The organism is Actinomadura parmotrematis (assembly GCF_019458805.1).
GTDB lineage: Bacteria > Actinomycetota > Actinomycetes > Streptosporangiales > Streptosporangiaceae > Spirillospora > Spirillospora parmotrematis.
The window spans coordinates 1-266 of the sequence record NZ_JAIBOA010000059.1 but is presented as its reverse complement, the minus strand read 5'-3'; the positions used below and the strand labels follow the sequence as shown (position 1 = coordinate 266).

The 266-nt window shown below is 71.4% G+C and carries 1 pseudogene; it reads right to left on the bottom strand.

The features are described from left to right. Positions 1 to 266: pseudogene (locus K1Y72_RS35845) on the bottom strand (homogentisate 1,2-dioxygenase); the annotation flags it as partial.

The window sequence follows — 266 nt, the reverse complement described above, 5'->3', positions numbered from 1 at the left end:
CGACGTTGTCGCCCTCGGCCAGCAGCGGGGTGGTGGGTCCGCGCAGGTCGCGTTCGCAGTAGGGGGCGTGTTCGAGGAACTGGCCGTACTGCGACAGGTAGCGCTTGGGCGGGCGGATGTGCCCGCGGGCCTCGATGACCAGCGCCCGGACTTGTTCGGTGCCGGTGGGCACCCAGCGGTGGATGGTGCCGGTGGGGACGACGGCGTAGTCGCCCTCCCCGATCTCCAAGACCCCGTAGGTGGTCTCCAGCCGCGCGGTGCCGGTT